Annotated in this window: 16 protein-coding genes; 8 read left to right on the forward strand and 8 right to left on the reverse strand. The window is 67.3% G+C overall.

Features of this window, described 5'->3' with window-relative positions:
- Positions 1–401 precede the first annotated feature (401 nt).
- On the forward strand, positions 402–1661 hold the full coding sequence (gene fabV / locus AC5P60_RS17300) for an enoyl-ACP reductase FabV (RefSeq protein ID WP_164223292.1): 1260 nt from the start codon (positions 402–404) through the stop codon (positions 1659–1661).
- A 106-nt stretch (positions 1662–1767) separates the two neighbouring features.
- Here fabV and AC5P60_RS17305 read toward each other — a convergent pair whose 3' ends face one another.
- The 3 genes from AC5P60_RS17305 to AC5P60_RS17315 all read right to left on the reverse strand — a co-directional run bounded on the left by AC5P60_RS17305 (position 1768) and on the right by AC5P60_RS17315 (position 5658).
- Positions 1768–3837, reverse strand: a complete 2070-nt coding sequence (locus AC5P60_RS17305) for an EAL domain-containing response regulator (RefSeq protein ID WP_483692801.1) — start codon at positions 3835–3837, stop codon at positions 1768–1770.
- Between the two features lie 91 nt (positions 3838–3928).
- A complete protein-coding gene (locus AC5P60_RS17310; protein WP_049449849.1) occupies positions 3929–5113 on the reverse strand; it encodes a BaiN/RdsA family NAD(P)/FAD-dependent oxidoreductase in 1185 nt (394 codons plus the stop codon).
- Positions 5110–5658, reverse strand: coding sequence for a YaeQ family protein (locus AC5P60_RS17315; protein ID WP_005409263.1), 549 nt, complete (start codon positions 5656–5658; stop codon positions 5110–5112). The genes AC5P60_RS17310 and AC5P60_RS17315 overlap by 4 nt, the downstream gene beginning before the upstream one ends.
- Positions 5659–5783: 125 nt before the next feature.
- Between AC5P60_RS17315 and AC5P60_RS17320 the strand changes: the two genes are divergently transcribed.
- Positions 5784–6662 carry a pseudouridine synthase gene (locus AC5P60_RS17320; protein ID WP_099604703.1) on the forward strand — a complete coding sequence of 293 codons (879 nt, stop codon included), beginning with the start codon at positions 5784–5786 and terminating at the stop codon, positions 6660–6662.
- Between the two features lie 6 nt (positions 6663–6668).
- Here AC5P60_RS17320 and AC5P60_RS17325 read toward each other — a convergent pair whose 3' ends face one another.
- Complete coding sequence (locus AC5P60_RS17325) at positions 6669–7157, reverse strand: YaiI/YqxD family protein (protein ID WP_005409265.1); 489 nt, start codon at positions 7155–7157, stop codon at positions 6669–6671.
- 301 nt (positions 7158–7458) lie between these two features.
- Between AC5P60_RS17325 and AC5P60_RS17330 the strand changes: the two genes are divergently transcribed.
- The 4 genes from AC5P60_RS17330 to AC5P60_RS17345 all read left to right on the forward strand — a co-directional run bounded on the left by AC5P60_RS17330 (position 7459) and on the right by AC5P60_RS17345 (position 11320).
- Complete coding sequence (locus tag AC5P60_RS17330) at positions 7459–7668, forward strand: cold-shock protein (protein ID WP_004153307.1); 210 nt, start codon at positions 7459–7461, stop codon at positions 7666–7668.
- Between the two features lie 183 nt (positions 7669–7851).
- Positions 7852–8541 carry a glutathione S-transferase family protein gene (locus AC5P60_RS17335; protein ID WP_049402535.1) on the forward strand — a complete coding sequence of 230 codons (690 nt, stop codon included), beginning with the start codon at positions 7852–7854 and terminating at the stop codon, positions 8539–8541.
- Between the two features lie 32 nt (positions 8542–8573).
- The gene (locus tag AC5P60_RS17340; RefSeq protein ID WP_483692800.1) at positions 8574–10139 is read left to right on the forward strand and encodes a protein adenylyltransferase SelO; all 1566 of its coding nucleotides are present in this window, start codon (positions 8574–8576) and stop codon (positions 10137–10139) included.
- 644 nt (positions 10140–10783) lie between these two features.
- On the forward strand, positions 10784–11320 hold the full coding sequence (locus AC5P60_RS17345; RefSeq protein ID WP_285309950.1) for an adenine phosphoribosyltransferase: 537 nt from the start codon (positions 10784–10786) through the stop codon (positions 11318–11320).
- 174 nt (positions 11321–11494) lie between these two features.
- Here AC5P60_RS17345 and dbpA read toward each other — a convergent pair whose 3' ends face one another.
- Both dbpA and AC5P60_RS17355 read right to left on the reverse strand, forming a co-directional pair.
- Positions 11495–12871, reverse strand: a complete 1377-nt coding sequence (gene dbpA / locus AC5P60_RS17350; RefSeq protein WP_483692799.1) for an ATP-dependent RNA helicase DbpA — start codon at positions 12869–12871, stop codon at positions 11495–11497.
- Between the two features lie 137 nt (positions 12872–13008).
- Complete coding sequence (locus tag AC5P60_RS17355; protein WP_033834911.1) at positions 13009–14088, reverse strand: YeiH family protein; 1080 nt, start codon at positions 14086–14088, stop codon at positions 13009–13011.
- A gap of 102 nt (positions 14089–14190) precedes the next feature.
- On the opposite strand from AC5P60_RS17355, the gene AC5P60_RS17360 reads away from it, so the two are divergent.
- Positions 14191–15066 (forward strand): LysR family transcriptional regulator, encoded by an 876-nt coding sequence (locus AC5P60_RS17360; protein ID WP_033834910.1) that lies wholly within the window; start codon positions 14191–14193, stop codon positions 15064–15066.
- Positions 15067–15447: 381 nt separating this feature from the next.
- On the forward strand, positions 15448–17331 hold the full coding sequence (locus AC5P60_RS17365) for an ATP-binding cassette domain-containing protein (protein WP_005409272.1): 1884 nt from the start codon (positions 15448–15450) through the stop codon (positions 17329–17331).
- Between the two features lie 181 nt (positions 17332–17512).
- On the opposite strand, the gene AC5P60_RS17370 is transcribed toward AC5P60_RS17365, so the two are convergent.
- On the reverse strand, positions 17513–17974 hold the full coding sequence (locus AC5P60_RS17370; RefSeq protein ID WP_483692798.1) for a c-type cytochrome: 462 nt from the start codon (positions 17972–17974) through the stop codon (positions 17513–17515).
- Between the two features lie 9 nt (positions 17975–17983).
- The gene (locus AC5P60_RS17375) at positions 17984–18373 is read right to left on the reverse strand and encodes a c-type cytochrome (protein WP_005413034.1); all 390 of its coding nucleotides are present in this window, start codon (positions 18371–18373) and stop codon (positions 17984–17986) included.
- Between the last annotated feature and the right edge of the window lie 176 nt (positions 18374–18549).

Consider the following 18549-nt stretch of genomic DNA (forward strand, 5'->3'; position numbering starts at 1 on the left):
GTGGGTCCGGTTGCGGGGGCGTGAGCCGCATGGATGCGGCGACCGAGCTTACATGGGTGAGGGCGCTTTGCTTGCGAAGCACTGCTTCGCAAGCGCCCGAACGCACAGCCGCCAGCGGCTGGGCCGGGCCCCGGAGGGGGACTTGCAGCGCCCCCCTCAACCGGACCCACCCCGCCAACCCACAGGAACCCAGCTTATGACGTTGCTGTTGAGGTTGCCGGCCAGCGGCCGGCACTACCGCAGGTGCAGGGTGCAACCCTGCAAAACAAACACAACCCTACGCCAGCGTCGGTTGTGCATTCGGCCCCCGCGCACTACGATCCTGCGGTTCGCGCGCGCAGGCGCGCGCCCGTATTCCTGCTGAGCGCCCCGTGCGCCGCATCTGCCAACCCGAGGTATCCATGGTCATCAAACCGCGCGTCCGCGGCTTCATCTGCGTCACCACCCACCCGACCGGCTGCGAGGCCGCGGTCAAGCAGCAGATCGACTACATCCGCGCGCGTCCGCCGATCCAGAACGGCCCCAAGCGCGTGCTGGTGATCGGCGCCTCCACCGGCTACGGCCTGGCTGCGCGCATCACCGCTGCCTTCGGCAGCGGCGCCGCGACCCTGGGCATCTTCTTCGAGCGCCCGGGTACCGAATCCAAGCCGGGCACCGCGGGCTGGTACAACTCGGCCGCGTTCCACAAGTACGCCGACGAAGCCGGCCTGTACGCCAAGAGCATCAACGGCGATGCCTTCTCCGATGAAGTGAAGGCGAAGACCATCGAAATGATCAAGGCCGATCTCGGCCAGGTCGACCAGGTCGTCTACAGCCTGGCGGCGCCGCGTCGCAAGCACCCCAGGACCGGTGAAGTCATCAGCTCCACGCTGAAGCCGATCGGCGAGCCGATCACCCTGCGCGGCCTGGATACCGACAAGGAAGTAATCACGGAAACCACCCTGCAGCCGGCTACCCCGGAAGAGATCGCTGGCACCGTCGCGGTGATGGGTGGCGAAGACTGGCAGATGTGGATCGACGCGCTGGCCGACGCCGGCGTGCTGGCCAACGGCTGCACCACCACGGCCTTCACCTACGTGGGCGAAGAGATCACCCAGGCGATCTACTGGAACGGCTCGATCGGCGCCGCCAAGAAGGACCTGGACACCAAGGTGCTGGGCCTGCGCGAAAAGCTGGCGAAAATCGGCGGCGACGCGCGCGTGTCGGTGCTGAAGGCCGTGGTTACACAGGCCAGCTCGGCCATTCCGACCATGCCGCTCTACCTGTCGCTGCTGTTCAAGGTGATGAAGGAAAAGGGCACCCACGAAGGCTGCATCGAGCAGCTGGACGTGCTGTACGACATCCTCTACGGCGGCAAGGCCGACGGCGTGGCGATCGATCGCCTGCGCCACGATCTGGTCGATGGCGATGGCCATACCGTCGCGCTGGTCGACGAGGAAGGCCGCCTGCGTGCCGACTACAAGGAAATGGCGGCAGACGTGCAGGGCAAGGTGGTCGCGCTGTGGCCGCAGGTCACCAATGAGAACCTGTACGAGATCAGCGACCTGGCCGGCTACAAGGCCGACTTCCTGCGCCTGTTCGGTTTTGGCGTGGAGGGTGTCGACTACGAGGCCGACGTCAATCCGGACGTGAAGATCGACAATCTGGTCGACATGACCTGATCAATGAAAAGGCCGGCGAAAGCCGGCCTTCTCTTTTGGTGGGGCCGGCCGCTGGCCGGCAACCCTGGGGACCAAGGACGCCGGCCAGCGGCCGGCACTACCGCGGTCACCCGAACTCGAACCCCATCTCCGGCAGCGCCGGGCCGACGAAGTCGCCCTGCACGTAATCCACGCCGGCACTGAACAGCAGGGTCATCGAATTGGCGTCGCTGATGAACTCGGCGATGGTGCGGATGCCGGCCTCCTGCGCGCGTGCGGTGATCTGGCTGATGCGGTCGATGTTCTCGCGGGTGGCCGCCAGATCGCTGGTGAAACCGCGGTCCAGCTTGAGGAACTGCGGCTGGAAGTGGGCGAGCAGCTGGAACGAGTCCAATCCCGAACCGAACTGCTCCAGCCCGATGCGGCAGCCCAGTGGCGCCACTTCGGCAAGGAACTGCTGCGCACTGCGCAGGTGGGTGAACACCTTCGCTTCCGGCGCATGCAGCCACAGCCGTTCGCCGGGCACGCCCTGCGCCTGCAGCTCGCGCCGCAGGGTGGCGATCATCTCGGGGTCGTCGAACGATTCCGGCGTCACCTTCACCAGTACCTGGGTGGCGTGGCCCTGGCGTGCGCGCTGACCCAGTACGGCGATGGCCTGCGAAACCACCCAGCGGTTGATCTCCGCCAGCAGGCCGTACTCCTCGGCGATGCCCAGGAACGCGGTCGGGCTCAGCAGTTCGCCGTTGTGCTCCAGGCGCAGGTAGGCCTCGTACAGCTCCAGCGGCTCGCCCTGCAGGTTCAGCACCGGCTGGTAGTGCAGCTGGAAGCCGTCGCCGGCCAGTGCTTCACGGATACGGGTGACCCAGCGCAGCACGCGTTCTTCCTCGACGCGGTCGGCCGCAGCCGGGTCGAAGATGCGGCAGGTATTGCCCAGTTCGGCGGCGGCATGCGTGCACTCGCTGGCGCGTGCGAGCACCTGGCCGATGCTGGCGATCTTCTCGCCCACCTGCACGCCACCGATGCTGACCGTCACCGTAGCCGAGCGCGCGCCGATGCTGAACACATGCGCTGCATACGCTTCGCGGATGCGCTCGGCCAGTGCCACGGTCTGCGCGTAGGGCCCGGCCTGCAGCACGGCGAAATTGTGTTCGCCGAAGCGGGCCAGCTGCGCGTCCTCGCCAACGACCTCGGCCAGCAGGCCGGCAAGGGCGCCGATCAGCGCGTCGGCCGAGGCCAGGCCGATGTCCGGGAGCAGGCGCGCGTAGTGGTCCGGCTCGATCAGCAGCAGGCCGAACTGGCCTTCGCTGCGCCCGGCCTGTGCCACTGCGCTTTCCAGCTGCAGCATGAAGGTCGGGCGGTTGAGCAGGCCCGTGACCTGATCGCGCTGGCGCAGGTCCTCGACCTCGCGGGCCAGCTCCGGATCGAACTCCATGCGGCGGCGAAGCACCACCTGCAGGCAGGATTCGCCTTCGTAGGTGGCAGCGGTGAATTCCATGGTTGCCGCGAACGTACTGCCATCCTCGTGGCGGGCATCGAGCTGGTACTGCGGCGGCGGCGCCTCGCCACGGCTCAGGCCCTTCAGCAGCTGCTTGAAGCCTTCCACATGCTGCGCGGCGACCATGTCCAGCAGCGAGATGCCTTCGATGTCGTCGAACTGCTCGTAGCCGAACATTTCCAGGTAGGCATCGTTGGCACGGATGTGCATGCCTTCGTGCACGTAGGCGATGGGATCGCGCGAAGAGGCGATCAGCGCATCGCAGCGGCGCTCGGTCTCGCGCATCTGCGCCTCGATGCGGCGCAGGCCGCGACGGGCCTGCAGGTCCACCCATTGGTCGCGGACCACGGCCAACAGATGCTCGGAGCGCTGGCGCAGGGCGAGGGCACGGATGCCGTGGCTGCTGGCCTGCACCAGCTCGTCCTCGTCGATGCGATCGGCCAGCAGCACCAGCGGAATGTCCTTGCCGCTGGCGGCGATGTGCTGGGCCACCAGCGGCAGCGGGATGCCCTGCGAGGGGGACGCCAGCACCAGGTCGATGGCCTGGCTGGACAGCACCTGGGACAGCTCGGCCGCATCCTGTGGACGCCAAGGGCGCACCGCGATGCCGCTGTTGCGCAGCGTGCTGACAATGGCTTCGGCATTCTCGCCGCTGTCATCGACGATCAGCAGGCGGATGGTGATGTCGTTCGCGTTCTGCATGCACTGCTCCCCAATCTGCGAATCTAGATACACGATGCGCGGCGAACCGTCCATGCGCGCGCCCCTTGCACGCATCGAACGGCGATCTGGTTCACACCACGCCACCGGCCGCGTGGCCGCTGGCCCAGGCCCACTGGAAGTTGTAGCCGCCCAGCCAGCCGGTCACATCCAGCACCTCGCCGACGAAATGCAGGCCGGGTACGCGCTTGGATTCCATCGTCGAGGACGACACCTCAGCGGTATCCACGCCGCCCAGGGTGACTTCGGCGGTGCGATAGCCCTCGGTGCCGCTGGCCACCAGCGGGAACGCGCCCAGCAGCTGCGCGGCCTGGCGCAGCACCGGCTCGTCCAGCTGGCGCACGGGCCGGTCGGGCAGCCAGTGCTCGCACAGGCGCTGCGCCAGCCGCTTCGGCAGTACCTCGGCCAGCACCGTGCGCAGCTCGGCGGCCGGGCGCTCGCGCTTCATCTGGCGCAGCCACTCGCCGGCATCCTGGCCGGGCAGCAGGTCCAGCTCCAGCGCATCGCCGGGTTGCCAGAACGAGGAGATCTGCAGGATCGCCGGGCCGCTCACGCCGCGATGGGTCAGCAGCATGAAGTTCTGGAAGCTCTTGCCGTTGCAGCGCGCCTCGATCGGCAGGGCGACACCACTCAGATCAGCCAGCCGTTCCTGGTGCTTGCCGCTGAGTGTCAGCGGCACCAGCCCGGCGCGGGTCGGCAGCACCTGATGGCCGAACTGGCGGGCAATCTCGTAGCCAAAGCCGGTGGCGCCCATGCTCGGAATCGACAGGCCGCCGGTGGCCACCACCAGCGAGGCGCTGTGGAACAGGCCATGGGTGGTGTGCACGCGGAAACCGTCGCTGCCGTGCTCGATGCGCTGCACGCTGCACCCGGTGCGGATCTGCGCGCCGGCCGCCTGGCATTCGTCCACCAGCATCTTCACGATCTGCTTGGACGAGATGTCGCAGAACAGCTGGCCCAGCTCCTTTTCGTGATAGGCGATGCCGTGCTTGCTGACCAGCTCGATGAAGTGCCAGGGCGTGTAGCGCGCCAGCGCCGATTTGCAGAAGTGCGGGTTGGCCGACAGGAAGTTGGCCGGGGTGGTGCCGGTGTTGGTGAAGTTGCAGCGGCCACCGCCGGACATCAGGATCTTCTTGCCGACCTTGTTGGCATGGTCGATCACCTGCACCTGGCGGCCGCGCTGGCCAGCCGTGATCGCGGTCATCAGCCCGGCCGCGCCGGCGCCGATGACCACCACGTCGCAACGGATCGTGCTCATGCCTTGGCGCGCTTGCGCCAGTTCGGGACCACGTCGAGCTGCATCTGATCGTTGAGCAGCTGCACTTCACCGTCCTGGATCAGCACGCTCCAGCGCATCGCGCGCTGGATCTGCTGGCCCCACAGTTCGACGAAGGCACCATCGAGGTCAACCACCGACAGGTTGTCGAAGCGCGCCAGGCCCTTGCCCTGCTTGCCCCACCAGATCTCCGAGGCGTTGCCGCCGTAATTGACCACCTGCACCTGTCGGCTGCGGTTGCTGGCCTTGCGGATGCGGGATTCGTCGGGATGGCCCAGGTCGATCCATTGCAGGATGTCGCCGGTGTAGTCGTGTTCCCACAGGTCCGGCTCATCGTCGGTACTCAGGCCGCGGCCGAATTCCAGGCGGTCGCCGGCGTTCAGCGCGAAGGCGAGCAGGCGCACCATCAGTCGTTCGTCGGTCTCGGACGGGTGCTGGGCCAAGGTCAGGTTGTGGGTCGCGTAGTAGCCGCGATCCATGTCGCTGATCTGCAGTTCGGCCTTGCGGATGGTGGCGGTAAGAGCCATGGGGGATCCGTGGACTAAAGACGTCAATGATAGAGGTTTGCTCCAAGGGTGTCCGTTGCCGGGCTGTCTGCGCAGCGTCAACGGTGGCACTCTTGGCGCTCTTTCCCGTGGCCGGAATGGACGCCATGACCCTGCCCAGCCACCTGCAGCTGCCCCCCGGCCACTGGCCCAGCCTGCTCGATGGCCTGTGCGCGCGTTTCCCGCGCATCGGTCGCGCGCAATGGCAGGACCGCTTCGCCCGAGGCCGTGTGCAGGATGCGCAGGGCAGGGCACTGGCGCCGGACATGCCCTGGCAGGTGGGGCTGGAAATCCAGTACTTCCGCGAGGTTGCCGACGAGCCGGTGATTCCCTTCGCTGAGACCATCCTGCATCTGGATGCGCACCTGCTGGTGGCCGACAAGCCGCACTTCCTGCCGGTAACGCCGGCCGGTGGGTATGTGCGCGAAACCCTGCTGTCGCGCTTGGTCGCACGCACCGGCAACACCGAACTGGCGCCGTTGCACCGCCTGGACCGGCTGACCGCCGGCCTGGTGCTGTTCTCGACCCAGGCAGCCACGCGCGATGCCTATCAGCGGCTGTTCCGCGAGCGGCGCATCGAGAAGACCTATGAGGCGTTGGCACCGGCGCTGCCCGGGCTGGCGTTTCCGTTGCTGCGGGACAGTCGTCTGGTGCCGGGGGAGCCGTTCTTCCGCATGGCCGAAGTGCCGGGCGAGCCCAATGCGCGCAGCCTGATCGAGCCGATCGAGGCCGAAGGGCCGGTCTGGCGCTACCGGCTGAAGCCGGAAACCGGTCGCAAGCATCAGCTGCGCGTGCACATGGCCGCGCTGGGCGCCCCCATCGAGGGCGATGACCTGTATCCGCAGCTGAGGCCGCGCCGGGATGACACGTTCGAGTCGCCCCTGCAGCTGCTGGCGCAGGGGCTGGCCTTCGATGACCCATTGAGCGGGGAGCCACGGCGGTTCAGCAGCCAGCGCCGCCTGTGCCTGCCCGGCCAGAGCGGGTAGGGCCGTTCAGCGAACCGGGCGCCGCGCCAGCCAGCGGTCCAGCTCGGCGGCGAACAGCTGCCGGTCGCGCTGGCCCAGTGGCGGCGGGCCGCCGGTCTGGACCCCGGCGCCGCGCAGTTCTTCCATGAAATTGCGCATCGACAGCCGCTCGGCCATGTTGTTCGGCGTGTACAGCTGGCCGCGCGGGTTCAGCGCCACAGCCTTCTTCTCCAGCACCAGCGCGGCCAGCGGGATGTCCTGGGTGACGACCAGGTCTCCGGCAGCGACCCGTTCGACGATGGCGCTGTCGGCCACGTCCAGGCCCTGGGGCACTTGGATCGAACGCAGCCAGCGTGAGGGCGGGGTCCGGATCCACTGGTTGGCGACCAGAGTCAGCTCGATGCCAACGCGTTCAGCGGCACGGAACAGGATGTCGCGAATGACGGTGGGGCAGGCGTCCGCGTCCACCCAGATGCGGGGGAGGGCGGGTTCAGCTTGGGTTTCAGCTTCAGTCATTTACCCAGTGTAGGGTAGGAAAATCCTGAATGGGGACTCGGGGTTAGCCTCGATCGGCTGCCAGCCCTTGTCACGTCTAGCGGGCGGGGCCAGCCGATGAACGTCCGGGCTATCGCTTTTTGCAGAAAACACGCGTATCGTTCGTCCCACTGTGTTTGCTAGGGTCACCGTGAATCGTGGCCTGGTGCAGTTGATCTCACGATCCGCTCATCGATCCGCTTTACCAACGCCTGCAACTCAGTCTCGGCCCCGATACCCGGTGGCTGCGATTTTTTCAACATGTGTTTCAGGAGTTAGTCAAATGTCTGATCGTCAGACCGGCACCGTCAAGTGGTTCAACGACGCCAAGGGCTTCGGCTTCATCACCCCGGAAAGCGGCCCGGACCTGTTTGTGCACTTCCGTGCCATCCAGGGCACCGGCTTCAAGACCCTGCAGGAAGGCCAGAAGGTTACCTTCATCGCCGTCCAGGGCCAGAAGGGTATGCAGGCTGACCAGGTGCAGGCGGTCTAATCCGTCTGCTACCGTTTGGTAGCCAGAACGCCGGAAGCGAAAGCTTCCGGCGTTTTTTATTGCCTGCTGCTTTGTAGAGTCGAGCGTGCTCGACTGTCTCTGGAAAGCAGTCGAGCACGCTCGACTCTACAAGGGGCATGCAGCTGGCGCGGTACGATGTGGGCCTCCCCAAGGATCATCTCCATGCGCATCGTCCACCACCTGGAAAACTCCCGTTCCCTGCGTGTGCTGTGGATGCTGGAGGAGCTGGGGCTGGACTACGAACTGCGCCGTTATCCCCGCGATCCGAAGACGCTGCTGGCACCGCCCGAACTGCGCAACGTGCATCCGCTCGGCAAGTCGCCGGTGCTGCAGGATGGCGAACTGGTGCTGGCCGAGTCCGGTGCCATCCTCGACTACCTCGCGGATCGCTATGACACCCAACGCCAGCTGTCGCCGTCACCGATACCGGCCGACGGGGCCGAACGCATCGCTTATCGCTACTGGCTGCACTACGCCGAAGGCTCGGCGATGCCGCCGCTGCTGCTGACCCTGGTGATGGGCCGCATCCGCAACGCGCCGATGCCGTTCTTCGCGCGCCCGATCGCGCGCAGCATCGCCGACAAGGCCGAGCGTGGCTTCATCGGTCCGCAGCGGCGCCTGCACCTGGACTGGATGGAGCGCCGCCTGGCCGAAAGCCCGTGGTTCGCGGGTGAGCGGTTCAGCGCAGCCGACATCCAGATGAGCTTCCCGATCCAGGCCGCGGCCGCACGGGGTGGTGGCCTCGACGACAAGCCGGCGCTCCGTGGCTTCCTCAAGCGCATCAGCGAGCGGCCGGCGTACCAGCGCGCCGAAGCCCATGGCGGGCATCTGCAGGCGCTCAGCGGCAATTGAGGCGGGCGGCGGCCGCCCCCATCTTCAACCCCATGGATACCGACAGCCCCCGTTTCGACAACCGCCTGCTGCATGCCCTGCCGGGTGATCCCGAATCCGGCCCGCGCCGCCGCGAAGTACTGGGCGCCGCCTGGTCGCCGGTGATGCCGACGCCGGTGGCAGCCCCCACGCTGCTGGCCTGGTCGCCGGAGGTTGCCACGATGCTCGGCTTCGATACCGCTGAAGTCGAAAGCGAAGGCTTCGCGCGGGTGTTCGGCGGCAATGCGCTGTACGCCGGCATGCAGCCGTGGGCGGCCAATTACGGTGGCCATCAGTTCGGCCAATGGGCGGGCCAGCTCGGCGACGGCCGCGCGATCTCGCTGGGCGAACTGGTCGCACCGGATGGCCGTCATTGGGAACTGCAGCTGAAGGGTGCCGGTCCCACGCCGTATTCGCGGGGTGCTGATGGCCGCGCAGTGCTGCGCTCATCCATCCGCGAATTCCTGTGCAGCGAAGCGATGCATCACCTGGGCGTGCCGACCACGCGCGCGTTGTCGCTGGTCGGCACCGGCGAAGACGTGGTACGCGACATGTTCTACGACGGCCACCCGCGTGCCGAGCCCGGCGCCATCGTGTGCCGGGTATCGCCCTCGTTCCTGCGCTTTGGTTCATTCGAACTGCCAGCGTCACGCGGCGAAACTGCCTTGTTGCGGCAGCTGGTCGACGCGTGCATCGCCCGCGACTTTCCGGAGCTTGAAGGGCAGGGTGAGGCGCTGTACGGCGACTGGTTCGCGCAGATCGCGGTGCGCACTGCCGAGATGATCGCGCACTGGATGCGCGTCGGTTTCGTGCATGGCGTGATGAACACCGACAACCTGTCCGTGCTCGGCCTCACGCTCGACTACGGTCCTTATGGCTGGGTCGAGGACTTCGACCCGGACTGGACGCCGAACACCACCGACGCACAGGGCCGCCGTTATCGTTTCGGTACCCAGCCGCAGGTGGCGTACTGGAACCTGAGCCGGTTGGCGCAGGCGCTGTCGCCGTTGTTTGCCGATGTGGCGCCGCTGCAGGCCGGTCTGGCGGCCTACCAGTCCACCTTCGTGGCCTGCACCCGACGCGATGCCGCAGCCAAGCTGGGCCTGGCCGCCGCCGACGATGACGACCTGGGGCTCTACCAGCGCTGGCAGCAGCTGATGCAGGACGGCGGCATGGACATGACCCTGGCCTGGCGTGCGCTGATGCGGGTTGATCCAGCGGCGCCAGACGTGGGCGTGCTGGATGCGGTGTACTACGACGAGTCGCGCCAGCAGGCGGTGCAGGCGCCGTTGCAGCAGTGGCTGCAGGACTACGCGGCGCGGTTGCAGGCCGATCCACTTTCGGCCAGTGAGCGCGCGGCGAAGATGGCCAAAGCCAATCCGCTGTATGTGCTGCGCAACTGGCTGGCCCAGGAGGCGATCGACCGCGCAGAGCAGGGTGACCTCGGCGGTGTTCACGCACTGCAGGACGTGCTGCGCGATCCATACACCGAGCGTGCGGGGCTGGAACACTTCGCCGGCAAGCGCCCGGCGTGGGCAGACAACCGCGCTGGCTGCTCGATGCTGTCCTGCAGTTCCTGAGGGTGGGTTTCGGCAGGGCTGCGCCCTGCACCTGCAGAGGCCACCGCGCAAGCAACGGCCAAAGCCAAAGCGGCTCTGGATTGCTGATGGTCTGGCGGGACGGTGTGGGGCTGCAGGACACGCCGTAAACCCGTCCATGGGGGCTCGATGGCGCCATCCATGGCGCCAACGGTCCTGCAGCCCCACACCGCCCCACCTCCGACAGATTCCCGCGGCTGTTGGTAGGTGTCGACCTTGGTCGACACGGTAGATCCACGCCATGCGTGGATGCTCTTCGTTCAATCTTCGAAATACTCGATTTCGATGAAGATTCATCCAGACATGGCGTGGACCTACAGAACGCAATGCCCGACAGATCGCAGAAATCTGTCGAAGGCGGGGTGGGTCCGGTTGCGGGAGTGTCCGCGGCATGGATGCCGCGGCCAAGCCCCCATGGATGGGTCTACGGCGTCTCCCGCAACCGGACCCACCCCGCCATCCCACAGGAAACCCGCTGTTGCCTTTGCTGTTGCTGTTGCCGTTGAGGTTGCCGGCCAGCGGCCGGCACTACCGCAGGCGCCGGGCGCAGCCCGGCCGAACACCCCCAACAGGCAGGCGGCGCCCGGAACAGGTACCCTATGCCGCCATCAGATAGCCAATGTGACATGACCGACGCCATCGTCGCTCCGCAGTGGGCCTCCCGCCTGCGCGACATCGCCGACTTCCCCAAGCCCGGCATCCTCTTCAAGGACATCATGCCGCTGCTCGCCCATGGCGAGGACTTCCGCGGTGCCATCACCGCGATGGCCGACCGTTGGCGCGACCAGAAGCTGGACGCGGTGATCGGTATCGAATCGCGTGGCTTCATCCTCGGCGCCGCGATGGCGCTGGAACTGGGCGTGGGCTTCGTGCCGGTGCGCAAGCCGGGCAAGCTGCCGGGCCAGGTGCTGCGCGAGGAATACACGCTGGAATACCGCAGTGACTGCATCGAAGTGCACGCCGACGCGCTGCCGGCCGGGGCCCGCGTGGCGATCATCGACGACGTGCTGGCCACCGGCGGCACGCTGGTCGCTGCGCTGTCGCTGGTGCGCCGCCTGGGCGTTGACGTGGTCGGTGCCGGCGTGCTGGTCGAACTGGACGGCCTGGGTGGTCGCGCCCGCTGGGAATCGGATCTGCCGCTGTACACCGAACTGGTGTTCTGATCGAAGGACAGGTGCCAACCAAGGTTGGCATCTACCAGGGCGAATGGCCGGGAACCGGTAGTTGCCAACCTTGGTTGGCAGCGCTTTTCGCGATTGACTCCAGGGATGGGCCAACCAAGGTTGGCCACTACCAGGTCAGATCATTGCCAGCCGTGGTTGGCAACGCTGCTTCAATCACATCATCCGCACGCGGAAACGACGGCCCTTGATCTTGCCGGCTTCCAGCTTGGCCACGGCCTTGCTGGCCTGCTCACGGGCGATCGCCACGTAGGAGCGGGTCGGGAAGATCGCGATCTTGCCGATGAACTTGCTCGACAGGCCGGCATCACCGGTCAGCGCACCGAGGATGTCGCCTGGGCGCAGCTTGTCGGTCTTGCCACCGTCGATCCGCAGCGTGCGCATCGCGGCCTGCGGCAGTTCGGCCGGGCGCGAGGTTGCCAGCGGCGTCTTCTGCCAGTCCAGCGGCTGCCCCATCTGCGCTTCGATGGCTTCGGCGCGGGTCTTTTCGCGGCCGGCCACCAAGCTGATCGCCAGGCCGCTGGCACCGGCACGGCCGGTACGGCCCACGCGGTGCTGGTAGCTCTCCACGTCGGTCGGCAGCTCGTAGTTGATCACCGCCGCCAGCTCTTCCACATCGAGGCCACGTGCGGCTACATCGCTGGCCACCAGCACGTTGCAGCTGCGGTTGGCCAGCAGCAGCAGCACTTCCTCGCGGTCGCGCTGCTCCATGTCGCCGTGCAAGGCCAGTGCCGAGAAGCCGAACTGCTGCAGAGAGTTGGCTACTTCGTCCACGTCTTTGCGGGTGTTGCAGAACACCACCGCCGATTCCGGCGTGTACTTCAGCAGCAGGCCGGCCAGCGCCTTCTGGCGATGCGCCGGTTCCACCTCGCAGAACAGGTGGCGGATGGCTGGTGTCTGGTCGGCGCCTTCCACGGTCACTTCCACCGCATCGCGCAGCAGGTCACGCGCCATGGCGCGGATGCTGTCGGGGAAGGTGGCCGAGAACAGCAGGCCCTGGCGATCCTTGTGGGTGCGGCCGGCGATCTCGCGGATCGGCTCCTCGAAGCCCATGTCGAGCATGCGGTCGGCCTCGTCCAGCACCAGCGTGCGCACCGCGCCAAGATTCAGCGCGCGCTTGCGTGCCAGCTCCTGCACGCGGCCGGGCGTGCCGACCACCACGTGCGGGTCATGGCCTTCCAGCGAGGCCAGCTGCGGGCCCAGCGGCACGCCGCCGACCAGCAGCAACAGCTTCAGGTTGGGGATGCCGGTGGCCAGCTTGCGGATCTGCTTGCCGACCTGGTCGGCCAGTTCGCGGGTCGGGCACAGCACCAGCGCCTGCACGCGGATCAGGCTGGGGTCGATGGACTGCAGCAGGCCCAGGCCGAAGGCGGCGGTCTTGCCGCTGCCGGTGGGTGCCTGTGCGATTACATCGCGGCCATCCAGGATGGCCGGCAGGCTCTGCGCCTGCACGGGGGTGAGGGTGGTATAGCCGAGGGCATCCAGGCCGGGCTGCAGGGCCGGGCTCAGCGGCAGGGTCGAGAAGTCAGTCATGGCGCATTGTACCCGTCCGCGCGGCAGGTCCCGTCTAATGGGGCGGGGTGTCGGATCCCTTTCCGCAGGAAAGGGCTCTGACCCCCAAATGGAGCCGCCATCCACTGGTGGGTGCCGACCGTTGGTCGGCACTGCCCTCAGCCCAGCACCGCCAGCACGCCCTGATGAATCGCCAGGCCACCGAACAACAGCCAGGCAAACAGGATCGACGCCAGCAGCAGCGGCTTCAGGCCGGCCTGGCGCAGCGCCGAGACGTGGGTGGTCAGGCCCAGCGCGGCCATCGCCATCGCCAGCAGCACCGTGTCCAGCTGCACCAGCCGGGCCTGCAGGCCAGCCGGCAGCAGATGCAGCGAGTTGAAGCCGGCCACCGCCACGAAACCGAACGCGAACCACGGCACCACGATGCGTGCCTTGCCGCCGTCGGCGCTGGGCTTGCCGCCCCGCGCCAGCCACAGCGACAGCGCGACCAGGAACGGTGCCAGCAGCATCACCCGCACCATCTTGGTGATCACTGCGGTATCAGCCGCCGCTTCGTTGACCGCACGGCCGGCCGCCACCACCTGCGCCACTTCATGCACCGTCGCACCGGTGAACAGGCCGTACTGCCGTGCGTCCATCGCCAGCCAGCCGTGCGATTGCACCAGCGCATACAGCGCCGGGTACAGGAACATCGCCAGCGTGCCGAACACCACCACCGTCGACACGGCCACCGTGACCTGTGCCGCGCGGCCGCGCACCACTGGTTCAGCGGCCATCACCGCCGCCGCGCCGCAGATCGCGCTGCCGGCACCGATCAGCATCGCGGCCTCGCGTTCCATCCGGAACACGCGTACGCCCAGCCAGCAGGCCAGGCCGAAGGTGCTGGCGACCACCAGCACGTCCATCAGCACACCGGCCACGCCGACATGGCCGATGTCCTGGAAGGTCAGGCGCAGGCCGTACAGCACGATGCCGGCGCGCAGCAGCCAATGCTTGGAGAACCCGACGCCGGCCGCACTGCTTGGCGCCAACCGCGGGTAGACGGTGTTGCCAACCACGATGCCGGCCACGATGGCCACGGTCAGCGCGCTCAGGCCGTGGGCCTGCAGCCAGGGCAGCTCGGCCAGGTACAGCGACGCCGCCGCCACCAGGCCGACCAGCAGCAGGCCGGGCAGGCGCGGCTGCCAGCGTTGGCGCAGGGCGGGCAGGGACCAGGGTGACAGGGCAGGGGCGTTCATGGCGAAGGCAGGGTTGAAGTGACGGTGCAAGCGTGCGCCCGCACCGTTGACCTGTAAAACGAATAATATGGGTGAAACCTACCTATCAAGCGGGTAATTCCCATGCGCCTGACCTTGCGCCAGCTGCAGGTGTTCGTCGCCATCGCTGACCACGGCAGCACCACCGCTGCGGGCCAGGCCATCGCGCTCTCCCAGTCGGCCAGCAGCGCTGCCCTGCAGGAACTGGAGGCACACTTCGGCACGCCGCTGTTCGACCGCATCGGCCGTCGCCTGGCCCTGAACGGGCACGGCCGCGCGCTGCTGGAGCCGGCGCGTACGCTGCTGGTCAACGCTGCCGACCTCGAACGGCAGCTGGCTGCGGGCGGCGACCCGGCCCAGGGCGCCCCCCTGCGGCTGGTACTGGCCGCCAGTACCACCATCGGCAACTACCTGTTGCCGCCGCGCATCGCCGAGCTGCTGCGCCAGGCACCGCAGGCCGAGGTCGATCTGCGCATCGACAACAGCGCCGGCGTGGTCGCCGCCGTGCAGCGCCTGGATGTGGACGCCGGGCTGATCGAAGGCCCCTGCCACGAGCGCGGCCTGCAGGTGACCGCCTGGCAGCAGGACCCGCTGGTGATCGTGGCTGCCGCCGATGCCCCGGCGCGCTGGTCGCTGGAGCAGCTGCGCGGCGCACGTTGGCTGCTGCGTGAGCCCGGCTCGGGCACCCGCGAGGCGGTGGAGCAGGCGTTGCTGCCGCATCTGCGTGGCTTCGCCCAGACGCTGCAGCTGGGCAATACCGAAGCGATCAAGCAGGCCGCCATCGCCGGCCTCGGCCTGGCCTGCCTCTCGCGCCATGCGCTGGAAGAGCCGCTGGCCCTGGGCCGCCTGCGCGTGCTCGAGACCCCGCTGCCCGCCCTGCAGCGCACCTTGTGGCTTGTACGCCACCCGGGCAAACAATGGCTGCCGGGGTTGCAGGCGTTGTTGGGGGACGTGGGGTAATTCATCAGATTCCCATGTGTCGACCAAGGTCGACACCCACCAGAGCAGAATGCCGTTCCGACAGATCGCGGGAAACTGTCAGGGGCGGGGCGGTGTGGGTCTGCAGGACCGTTGGCGCCATGGATGGCGCCATCGAGCCCCCAAGGGTGAGGGCGCTTTGCTTGCGAAGCACTGCTTCGCAAGTGCCCGAACGCACAGCCGCCAGCGGCTGGGCCGGACCCCGGAGGGGGGGTTACGGCGTGTCCTGCAGACCCACACCGCTCCGCCATCCCACAGGAAACCAGCTTTTCACGTTGCCGTTGAAGTTGCCGGCCAGCGGCCGGCACTACCGCGGGTGCCGGGTGCAACCCGGCCGACGCCCCCAACCCGTACAATATCCGGATGCCTCTGATTACTCTGCAGAACGTCGACTTCAGCGTCGGCGGCCCGTTGTTGCTGGAAAAGGCCGAACTGTCGATCGAGCCGGGCGAACGCATCGCCCTGATCGGCCGCAACGGCGCCGGCAAATCCACCCTGCTCAAGCTGCTGTCCGGCGACCACAAGCCCGATGACGGCGAAGTCCGCGTGCAGCAGGGCGTGCGCGTCACCCGCCTGGAGCAGGAAGTGCCGCACGGCGCGGCCGGCTCGGTGTTCGACGTCGTCGCCGACGGCCTTGGCGAGCTGGGCCAATGGCTGGCCGAATTCCACCACCTCAGCCATGCCGAAGTCTTCGATGGCGAAGCCCTCGGCAACGTGCAGGCCAAGATCGATGCCGCCAACGGCTGGGGCCTGGACCAGCGCGTCAGCGAAACCCTGACCAAGCTCGACCTGGATGGTGAGGCCGAGTTCGGCCGCCTGTCCGGCGGCATGAAGCGCCGCGTGCTGCTCGCCCGCGCGCTGGTGTCCAGCCCCGATGTGCTGCTGCTGGACGAACCGACCAACCACCTGGACATCGAAGCCATCGACTGGCTCGAAGCGTTCCTGAAGGGTTGGAGCGGCAGCGTGGTGTTCGTCACCCATGACCGTCGCTTCCTGCGTGCCCTGGCCACCCGCATCGTCGAGATCGACCGCGGCCAGGTCACCAGCTGGCCAGGCGACTGGGCCAACTACGAGCGCCGCCGCGAGGAACGCCTCAATGCGCAGGCGCAGGAAAACGCCCGCTTCGACAAGCTGCTGGCGCAGGAAGAAGTCTGGATCCGGCAGGGCATCAAGGCCCGTCGCACCCGCGACGAAGGCCGCGTGCGCCGCCTGAAGGCGATGCGCGTGGAGCGTTCGCAGCGTCGCGACCTCAGCGGCAACGTCAAGATGGAGGCCGCGCAGGGCGTCAGCTCCGGCAAGAAGGTCATCGACGTCAAGGACATTTCGTTCGCCTTCGGCGAGCGCACCATGGTCCGCGATTTCACCACCACCATCATGCGCGGCGACCGCATCGGCCTGATCGGTCCCAACGGCAGCGGCAAGACCACGCTGCTCAAGCTGCTGCTGGGCGAACTGCAGCCGGCCAAGGGCGAAGTCAACGCCGGCACCAACCTGCAGATCGCGTATTTCGACCAGTACCGCGCTGTGCTGCGCGAAGACTGGAGCGCGATCGAGAACGTCGCCGAAGGCCGCGATTTCCTCGAGTTCAACGGCAAGCGCAAGCATGTGCATGCCTACCTGCAGGACTTCATGTTCACCCCGGAGCGCGCGCGTGCGCCGATTACCCGCCTGTCCGGTGGCGAGCGCAACCGCCTGCTGCTGGCCAAGCTGTTCGCGCAGCCGTCCAACCTGCTGGTGATGGACGAACCGACCAACGACCTGGACGTGGAAACGCTGGAGCTGCTGGAAGAGCTGCTGGGCGAATACACCGGCACCCTGCTGCTGGTCAGCCACGACCGTGACTTCATCGACAACGTGGTCACCTCCACGCTGGTGATGGAAGGCGATGGCGTGATCGGCGAGTACGTGGGCGGTTACAGCGACTGGCAGCGTTATGCGGCCAGCATCGCAGCGCCTGCCGCGGCCCCTGCGGCCAAGCCGGCGGCCGCTGCGCCGGCCACCCCGGCTACCGCAGCTCCGGCCGCACCCAAGCGCAAGCTGGCCTACAAGGAAGCGCGCGAACTGGAGCAGCTGCCGAAGACCATCGAGAAGCTGGAAGGCGATGTCGAAGGCCTGACCTCGGCGATGAACGACCCGTCGTTCTACACCCGCAGCAGCGCCGAAGTGACCGCGCACACCCAGCAGCTGGCCAAGGTGCAGGCCGAGCTGGATGCCGCGTACGCGCGCTGGGAAGAGTTGGAAGGCTGAGTATCGGTCGGCGCCAGCAGTGCGCCGATTGATCGAGTCGAGAATCAGTAGATCCACGCGATGCGTGGATGGTGGCATCAGTGCGGACCAAGGTCCGCACCCACCGAAGCCGGTTACACCTGCGTACGGACCAACGGTCCGCACTCACCAATCAACGATCCGCACCCACCGGGGCCTGCGGTCATTTGACCCCGTGCAGATCCCGCAGCTGGCTCGGCCGGCTGCCGAAATACGCCGCCAGATCGGCGATGTCCTGATCACTCAGGTCCTTCGCCTGTGGCGTCATCAACATGTGCTGGCGGTCACCGGCGCGGTAGGCCTGCAGCGCATGCGCCAGGTAGTCACCGTACTGCCCACCCAGCTTCGGATAGCTCGGATCGATCGGCGCATTGCCATCGGCCCCGTGGCAGTCGATGCAGCTCTGGTTGGTGGCCTTGCCCTTCACCTTGGCGCGGGCTTCACCGGCGGCCTCGCGACCTGCAGGCAGGCCAGCCGAAGAAGAAGAGCCGTGTTCGCCACTGGCATGGCCCGGATCGGCGGCGGATTTCTCGCTGTTTTCCACCTGCGACTGTGAACAGGCCGCCAGCAGCAGGGCAACGGACAGGGCGATGGCGTGACGCAGCGGATGCGCGGCTTTCGACATGGGCGGGCCTTACTTGACGGTGGACAGGTAAACAGAGAGATCGGCGATCTCCTGTTCGCTGAAACTCATCGACTGCGCCTGCATCGTCGGATGCCGGCGCTTGCCCTGGCGGTACTCGGTCAGGGCCTGGGCCAGGTACTGCTGGGTCTGGCCGCCGATCTTCGGCACCCGGTAGCTGGGGTAGGCGTTCTTGTAGCCGGTGATGCCGTGGCACCCCTGGCAGGTGTAGGCCAGCACGCGGCCATTGTCGAAGTTGCCGGTGGGCGCGGCAGGCGCCGGCGCGGCGGCAGGAGCCGGGGCCGGAGCGGGTGTGGCAGGAGCAGGAGCGGGCTGTGCGGCGGCCCCAAGGGGCAGGAGGACGGCCAGAGCGAGACAAGCGGCGAGCGGCTGCGGGCGCATGGTGTCGTTTCCGGGGATTCGGGTCTGGTCGTTCCGGCGTGGGGTACGGAACGCCCCGAGTATAGCCCCAGGTTTCATCTAGCTGAAATGGGGTCGGGCCGACCAGCGGCGTGAAGACACCATGACCTTTGGGATATGGTGTTGCCGTGAAGTGGTGCATTACTTTGCTACCACAC

This window comes from Stenotrophomonas sp. YJH_SMC_120 (assembly GCF_059368675.1).